The organism is Desulfobaculum sp., from assembly GCF_054921475.1.
Window position 1 is genome coordinate 1 of sequence record NZ_JBUDSW010000179.1, and the last position, 7,676, is coordinate 7,676.

The following is a 7,676-nucleotide window of genomic DNA, read 5'->3' on the forward strand; positions in this document are numbered from 1 at the left end:
AGGATGTGGATGTCCATCCAGACCGACCAACTGCGGGTGTAGTACATGTCCAGCCGGATGCGCTCCGCGTAGGAGGTGTTGCTGCGGCCCGAGACCTGCCACAGGCCTGTGAGGCCGGGCATGCTACGGGTGTAGAGGTCGAAGGCTTCTTGATAGCGTTCGATCTCGCTTTCCACAATGGGGCGCGGTCCCACAAGGCTCATTTCCCCAAGGGCTACGTTGATGAGCTGGGGAAGTTCGTCGAGGCTCGTCTTGCGCAGGAAGGCGCCAACGCGGGTGACGCGCGGGTCGTTTTTGAGCTTTTGGGTCTCGGCCCATTCCCTCGCGATGGCCGGGTTAGCGGCGAGGTGCTCGCGCAGGACGGCGTCGGCATTGGGAACCATGGTGCGGAATTTCCAGATGCGGAAGGGCTGGCCGCCATGGCCGATGCGCTCCTGCCGGAAGAAGGGCGCGTGGCGGTCCTCAATGAAGATGGCGAGGGCGACAAGGGCGAAAAGGGGGATCAGCACCGGCAGGCTGAGGATAATGCAGATGAGGTCCATGGCGCGCTTGATGCGCTGGCGTACCGGGTCGTGCCATTTGGTGTGCGATTGGAGAAACTGCATACCGCCGATGTCGTGCACCGTCAGGTTCAGTGTTTTGAGAAAGGCGGGCGGCAGGAACAGGATGCGGCGGAAATGATTCTCCAGCCAGTGGATGCGCGAGGTGTCTTCAAGATGATGCGGCTCAAGGGCGCACAGAACGATGGGCATGGGGCGCATCTGGGCTGTGTAGGCAAGGGCGTTTCGCGCCGCGTCGTCGTCCACTTCGTCCGAGGCAATGATGTGCTTGACGCGGATGCCGAGGCCGAGCTCCTTGTCATAAAAGGCCGCAATATCGTCCACCATGGACCGGGGGCCGTACAGCACAGCCGGAACGCCCCACCAGTCTTTTTCACTCAGCCTCGCGCGCACAAAGCTGCGGGCAAAGGGGACGGTGCCAAGGGACAGAAACCAGCCGCCAATGATGGCAAGGCGCGAGAAGTCGTCCGCCGTGCGCATAAAAAAGGTCATGGACAACAGGCTCAAAAACACAAGGCAGGTGGCGAGGGTCTGCCGCTTCAGCTCCTCATGCCGCGCCACCAGTATGCTGGGGTACAGCCCCGCAAAGGCATAGAACAGCGGGAAAAGCAGCGTCACCGGCGACATCTCCATATAGAAGCCCAGGGAAAAACTGCCGCCAAAAACAAGGCGCAGCACGATGCACAGGCTCATGGGAATGGCGATGGCCAGGGTGTCGGACAGCACAAGAAGAACATTCATTCGGGAAAAAAACACTGCGGCCTCGGTCTCTTAGGGGTGTACGGCGTCAGCAGGGCCACGCGGGGAAACTGGACGTCTGCGTTTTCCATGCATTGGATTTATGGGCTTTCTGATAAGCTCCCCCGCATTTACTTGTCAACGAACTGGGAGAATTTCCGGACATGGTCGCGCATGCGACACCCCCGCGTCACAAAAACAGAACACCGATACAGAGGTCATAGCGGGCTATGTTCACAAAAACGGAACAGTTCTGTTTTCCGGGATGGGATATCCCGTGTTTGTGAACCGTTTGTGGGTGTGGCGGTGTGGTGTCGGTTCGGTGACAAAAAGGGGTTTTGTGCATAACGGTATAATATATATAAGGAAATATGAGTTGGCACCCTTTGTGATGTAAGGGGGATGTCTGCGCGCTGCGAAAGCGCATTGCGAGACACCGAGTTTGTGGAGGGGGCCGGACGTGGGGTCCGGCCCTGACTCGCAAGGACGTTCAACCTTTGCCAGAGGGATGAAGACTGATGAAGAAGATTCTCATGCTCGTGCTCAGCATGATCGCCGCTGTGGGGCTTGTCGCCTGCAACGACGAGAGTGCAAAGACCGGTAATGAACCCGTGGTGCTCAAGTTCGCCACCCAGCATCCTGTGGAGCACATGGCCCACAAGGCCGCCGAGCGCATCAAGGCCCGTGTCGAAAAAGAGACCGAAGGCCGCGTGCAGATCAAAATTTACCCCGCCAACCAGCTTGGCGACGCGTCCCAGATTTACGAGGAAGTCATCCGTGGCTCCATCGACATCGCGCACATCACCGTGCCGGACCAGTATGACTCCCGCCTCGGTGTCGGCTTCATTCCCTACATCGCCCGCGACTACGACCAGATTCGCGAAGTGTTCGCCAAGGGCACCTTCATCGACACCGAGATGGCGAAGATGCACGACGCCCTCGGCGTGAAGTTCTTCTCCTACTTCGGCGAAGGCTTCATCGGTGTGGGCACTGTTGAGCCCATCGAGAACATGGACAAGCCCGGCGTTGAAAAGGGTCTGATGATCCGCGTGCCCGGTCTGGACGTGTTTAAGTTTGGCGGCGAGGAGCTGGGCTTCCGCACCACCTCCATCCCCTATGCTGACACCTACTCCGCCCTGCAGACCGGCGTGGTCAAGGGCTGGCTCGGTGGCCCGCCGAACCTGAACTACCTCGGCTTCCGCGACGTCATCAAGCACTACTACCAGTTCAACGTGAACTTTGAGTCCACCCAGTACGTCATGAACAAGGCCAAGTTCGAGGCCCTGCAGCCCGAGGACCGCAAGGTCGTCGAGGCCGCCTTCACCGACGAAGGCCAGCAGAGCTTCCTGATGGCTGAGAGCGAAGACCAGATGTACCGCAAGAAGCTGGCCGAGGCCGGCGTTGAAGTGGTGACCTTCTCCACGCAGGAACTCGAAGCCTTTGCCAAATACGTGCGCGAGCACGCCTGGAAGCGCCTTGAGAAGAACCTGACGCCCGAGATCGTCAACGGTCTGCGCGGCTCCTACGAGTAAGAGATAATCCGAATCCGGCAGGGCGCCTCTCCTCCATGCGAGGCGCAGGCGGCGGGCCATTGCCCGCCCGCCGCCACCTCTGCCTTCTTTCAGGGGGAGACGCTGTGACTTTTCTCGATAATCTGCACAATTATCGCTTTTGGCGGAACCTGAACCGGTTCCAGAAGTTCATGATGGCCACGTCGAGCATCCTCATCGTCGCCATGATTTGCATCGCCGTTGTGGCCCGCTACATTTTTGAATCCGACTTTTATGGCTCTGAGGAACTCATCTCCATGGTGGCCTTTTGGCTGTACTTCATGGGCGCGGCGCAAGGCAGCCACGACAAGAGCCAGATTTCCGCGGACATTGTGTCCTGCTACATCAAGGGCGATAAGACCCGCCGCATCATGCACATTGTGACGGACCTCGTCACTCTGGCCATCTGCCTGCTTGTGACCGTATGGGCTGTGCAGTTTGTGGCCTGGGGCTTCAAGATGAACCCCAAGTCGCCGGTTTTCCGTTTGCCCATGCTTATCCCGCAGTGTGCTGTGGGCCTCGGCTTCATCCTTATGTCCTGGTACCACCTCGTGTATCTGGTGCAGGACATCCGCACCCACCTGAAGCTGGTCCGTCAGGGCAGCTAACAGGGTTTCAATACAGGGAAGAGAGCAATGACCATCGCCATAGCCATGTCCATCCTTGTGGTGACGCTGTTCATAGGCGTGCCTATCCCGTTCGCCTTTTTCAGCTCCGCTGCGTATCTTATATATACCGGGGGCTACGACCCCAGCTTCCTGCTGCCGTACGGCTTTTCCAAGATGAACTCCATCGTCCTGTTGACCATTCCGCTGTTCATTATGGCGGGTGGCGTTATGGACAAGGGCCGCATCGGCGACAAGCTTGTTGACGTTGTGGATACCATTGCCGGACGCATCCGCGGCGGCCTCGGCGTTGTGACCGTTATTACCTGTGCCATCTTTGGCGCGGTGTCCGGCAGCTCCTCGGCCACGGTGTCCTGTATTGGCTCCATCATGATGCCCAAGCTCAAGCGGGCGGGGTATCCCATCGGCCACGCGGCGGCGCTGCTCGCCTCCTCCGGCGTGCTGGGTATTTTGATTCCGCCGAGTATGCTGATGATTCTGTACGCGTGGATGGGGAACCAGTCCGTTTTGGCCTGCTTCCTTGCCGCGTTTACGCCGGGCCTTATCCTGACGGTCCTGTTGTCCGCCGTGAACCTGTTCCTCTTGCGCAACAATAAGGACATCGAGGTCCGCCCCCACGAGCCCATTGGCGAAACCGCCAAGCTGTTCGTGTCCAAGAGCGCCAAGGCGTCTCCGGCGCTGATGATGCCCGTCATCATCCTTGGCGGCATCTACGGCGGCTTCATGACACCCACCGAGGCGGCGGCCGTGGCCGTGATTTACGCCATTCCGGTGGCGATGTTCATCTACAAGGGCCTGAAGGCGCGCGACCTCGTGGCAACGCTTATTGAGTCCGCCACCACCACGGGCGTTATCATGGCCATGATGTTTGCGGTGATGATTCTCTCCCGCCTGTACATCATGGAGAACCTGCCCGATCAGCTGATGGGCGTTCTGACCGCAGTGTCGGAAAACCCAATTATCATCATGCTGATGATCAACGTCTTTATGATTGTCATGGGCATGCTGATGGACGACGTGTCCGGCGTGCTCCTTGGCACGCCAATCCTCGTGCCCTTGGTGACGCAGCTGGGCGTGGACCCGGTGCACTTTGCCGCCATCATGGGCGTGAACCTTGGCCTTGGCAACGTCACGCCGCCCACCGCGCCGCTGTTGTACCTGTCTGGCCGCATCGCTGGCGCGCCGGTGAACAAGATGATGAAGCCCACCATTTATCTTATCCTGTTCGCTTGGGTGCCCACGCTGCTCATCACAACATATATTCCCGAAGTGTCCCTTGGTCTGGTACACCTGCTCATGGGTAACTAACGGACGCGCAAGGAGTCGATGATGGAATCTCTTCGGGAACTGTATCGCATTGGCGTTGGACCTTCCTCCAGCCATACCATGGGGCCGCGCAAAGCCGCGGAGCGGTTTTTGGCCGCACACCCCGAGGCCGCCCGCTTTCGGGTGACGCTGTTCGAGTCCCTTGCCGCAACGGGCAAAGGCCACCTGACGGACTGGGCCGTGAACGCCGTCCTTGGTGAGGACCGCACCGAAGTGGTCTGGAAGGCCGAGGAAAAGCTCCCCCAGCATCCCAACGGCATGCGCTTCGAAGCGCTTGACGAGGGCGGCGCCGTGACCGGCGGCTGGACCGTGTACTCCGTTGGCGGCGGCGCCATCCGCGAGGAAGGACAGGACGCCTCCGCCGGGGAACAGGTCTACGACCTGCCGGACATCGCCGCCATCATGGCCATGTGCCAGCAGAAGGGCATCGCGTACTGGGAGTACGTTGAGCAGTGTGAAGGCCCCGAGATATGGGACTTCCTGCGCGAGGTCTGGACGGTGATGGAAGCGGCGATACACCGCGGCCTCAAGGCGCAGGGCGTGTTGCCCGGGTCCATCGGTCTGCGGCGGCAGGCGTGGAGCTATTACCGCAAGACCAAGCACTCCGGGCTGGATATGCAGCAGACCGGCAAGGTGACGGCCTACGCCCTTGCCGTCTCCGAGGAGAACGCGGGGGGCGGCGTTATTGTCACTGCGCCCACCTGCGGCGCGTGCGGGGTGGTCCCTGCCGTGCTCCATTATCTGAATGAAATCCACGACGATCTCGACGAGGGCGATATGCTCAAGGCTCTTGCGACGGCGGGCCTGTTCGGGAACGTCATCAAGCATAACGGCTCCATCTCCGGCGCGGAGGTTGGCTGTCAGGGCGAGGTCGGTTCGGCCTGCGCCATGGCCGCTGCCGCCGCGGCCCAGCTTATGGGCGGTTCTGTCGGTCAGATTGAATACGCCGCAGAGATGGGACTGGAACACCACCTTGGCCTCACCTGCGACCCGGTGGACGGGCTGGTGCAGATCCCCTGCATTGAGCGCAACGCCTGCGCGGCCACGCGCGCCATGTCCCGGGGCCAGATGGCCATCCTGTCCGACGGCACACACCGCGTGCCCTTTGACGAGGTGGTCGAGGTCATGACCCAGACCGGCCACGACTTGCCAAGCCTGTACCGCGAGACGTCCACGGGCGGCCTCGCCAAGGCGTACGGCAAGCGCGTGCTCGGCGCAAAATAAAGCCCCCCGCCGCATCCTGCGCGAGTGATGCGGCGGTTTCGCACCTCCACCACGTTGGAGCATTGCGCCCGTCCGGAGCGGTTGACGCCGCCACCCGGACGGGCGCTTGTCTTTTCTGGGCGGGCGTTTGGACGCGTTATGACGTGGGGCGCGGGCCGTGCTATACTCCGGCAGGGCATATGACCTATGCAGAGGAGGAGCCTATGGGCGTTCGGATGGTAGTAGCGGCGATGTGCATGGTGGTCCTTGCGGCGGGAGCCGCGTGGACCGCGGAGCAGGAAGGAGACGGTATGACAGCGCAGACAGCAGTGGCGACCTTTGCCGGAGGATGTTTTTGGTGCCTTGAGTCGCCTTTTGATGGTGAAGAGGGCGTGTTGGAGACTGTGGTGGGCTACACCGGCGGCGAAACGGAGAACCCGACGTACGAGCAGGTGTCCTCCGGCGGCACCGGGCACGCGGAAGCCATCCAGATTACCTACGATCCGGCCGTTGTGGGGTACGATAGGCTCCTTGGCATCTTCTGGCGCAATATCGATCCGCTGGACGCTGGCGGGCAGTTTTGCGACCGGGGCAGCCAGTACCGCAGCGCCATTTTTTATCATGATGACGAGCAAAAGCGCCTTGCCGAGGCCTCGCGCGATGCCCTCGCTGCGTCCAGCCGCCTTGATGGGCGTATTGTGACGGAAATTGTTCCTGCGGGCGCCTTTTGGCCTGCGGAGGACTACCATCAGGACTACTACCGCAAGAATCCCATCCGGTATAAATTCTACCGCTATGGGTGCGGGCGGGATAATCGGCTCAAGGAATTGTGGGATAAATAAGGCGGCGGAAAGCGGACGCATGATGCGGCGGGGGCCCCGGACGGAAACGTCCGGGGCCGCCGTGCGTTTTTAGACGTCGTCGGGGGCTTGGGACAACAGCTGGGTGCCAAGGCCGGTGAGGAGCCAGTCCAGCGATGTGCCGGTGCGCGTCCCCACGGTGACCAGCCAGTCCGGCGGCACGCGGCGGTTTTTTTTAGCATTGGAGATGGACGCCGAGGAAACGTTCAAAAACGCGGCGAGCTCTTTGTAGGTGGCGCTTTGGGTGGCGGTTTTCAGGCGCTCCAGCACGCGTGTGGGCGAGCGCAGCAGCTTGGCGCGCGACAGGTCGCGGACCGTGACGTACATGCGCGGCTCACCAAAGAAGGTGTCGTTGTAGTGGGCGCGGATGAACACCGTGGAGAATTTGCGGCGGCGGTAGCGCACGTCGCATTCAAAGCTGACGGGGCGCTTGCGAGAGAGGACGCGGCGCATGGCTTCCTGCGCGCGGGGCAGGTCCTTGGGGTGCAGCAGGTCCACAATGGAGGTGATGTCCTGCACGCGGCCGTCCTCGGTGGCGCCAAGGATGGGCTGACGACGTTTGGACGTGGCGGTGCGGATGATGCGGCCTTCGGAATCAATGACAAGAAGGGAGTCCGTGCCTTGCTCCATCAGGCTGTGCATGTAGGTGGTTTCCTTTTCCACCTCGTCCGTAATGTCCTTGCAGATGCCGATGAGGCCGATGATATCCTGCGAGGCTTCGTCAAACACCGGGCGGCGGACGATGCGGTACCATTTGTCCTCTCCGGTAAAGTGGCGGGCCAGCGGTGTGGTGATCTCGCGCCGCTCCTGAAA

General features: G+C 60.9%; 7 protein-coding genes. 5 read left to right on the forward strand and 2 right to left on the reverse strand.

Going from position 1 to position 7,676, the window contains the following annotated elements:
• A partial coding sequence (gene wbaP / locus ACY69P_RS11665; RefSeq protein ID WP_462327590.1) for an undecaprenyl-phosphate galactose phosphotransferase WbaP occupies positions 1–1,301 on the reverse strand: 1,301 nt, incomplete at its 3' end.
• A gap of 515 nt (positions 1,302–1,816) precedes the next feature.
• Here wbaP and dctP point away from each other — a divergent pair.
• The 5 genes from dctP (at position 1,817) to msrA (ending at position 6,845) form a co-directional block, all read left to right on the forward strand.
• On the forward strand, positions 1,817–2,830 hold the full coding sequence (dctP, locus tag ACY69P_RS11670; RefSeq protein WP_462327591.1) for a TRAP transporter substrate-binding protein DctP: 1,014 nt from the start codon (positions 1,817–1,819) through the stop codon (positions 2,828–2,830).
• A gap of 104 nt (positions 2,831–2,934) precedes the next feature.
• Complete coding sequence (locus ACY69P_RS11675) at positions 2,935–3,456, forward strand: TRAP transporter small permease (RefSeq protein ID WP_404845619.1); 522 nt, start codon at positions 2,935–2,937, stop codon at positions 3,454–3,456.
• Positions 3,457–3,483: 27 nt separating this feature from the next.
• On the forward strand, positions 3,484–4,782 hold the full coding sequence (locus tag ACY69P_RS11680; protein WP_404845620.1) for a TRAP transporter large permease: 1,299 nt from the start codon (positions 3,484–3,486) through the stop codon (positions 4,780–4,782).
• Between the two features lie 21 nt (positions 4,783–4,803).
• Positions 4,804–6,024, forward strand: a complete 1,221-nt coding sequence (locus ACY69P_RS11685; protein ID WP_462327594.1) for an L-serine ammonia-lyase — start codon at positions 4,804–4,806, stop codon at positions 6,022–6,024.
• 203 nt (positions 6,025–6,227) lie between these two features.
• On the forward strand, positions 6,228–6,845 hold the full coding sequence (gene msrA / locus ACY69P_RS11690; protein ID WP_462327592.1) for a peptide-methionine (S)-S-oxide reductase MsrA: 618 nt from the start codon (positions 6,228–6,230) through the stop codon (positions 6,843–6,845).
• Positions 6,846–6,914: 69 nt separating this feature from the next.
• Here the strand turns inward: msrA and ACY69P_RS11695 are convergent.
• Positions 6,915–7,676, reverse strand: a 762-nt coding sequence (locus ACY69P_RS11695) for a helix-turn-helix domain-containing protein (RefSeq protein ID WP_462327593.1), incomplete at its 5' end; no start/stop codon positions are given.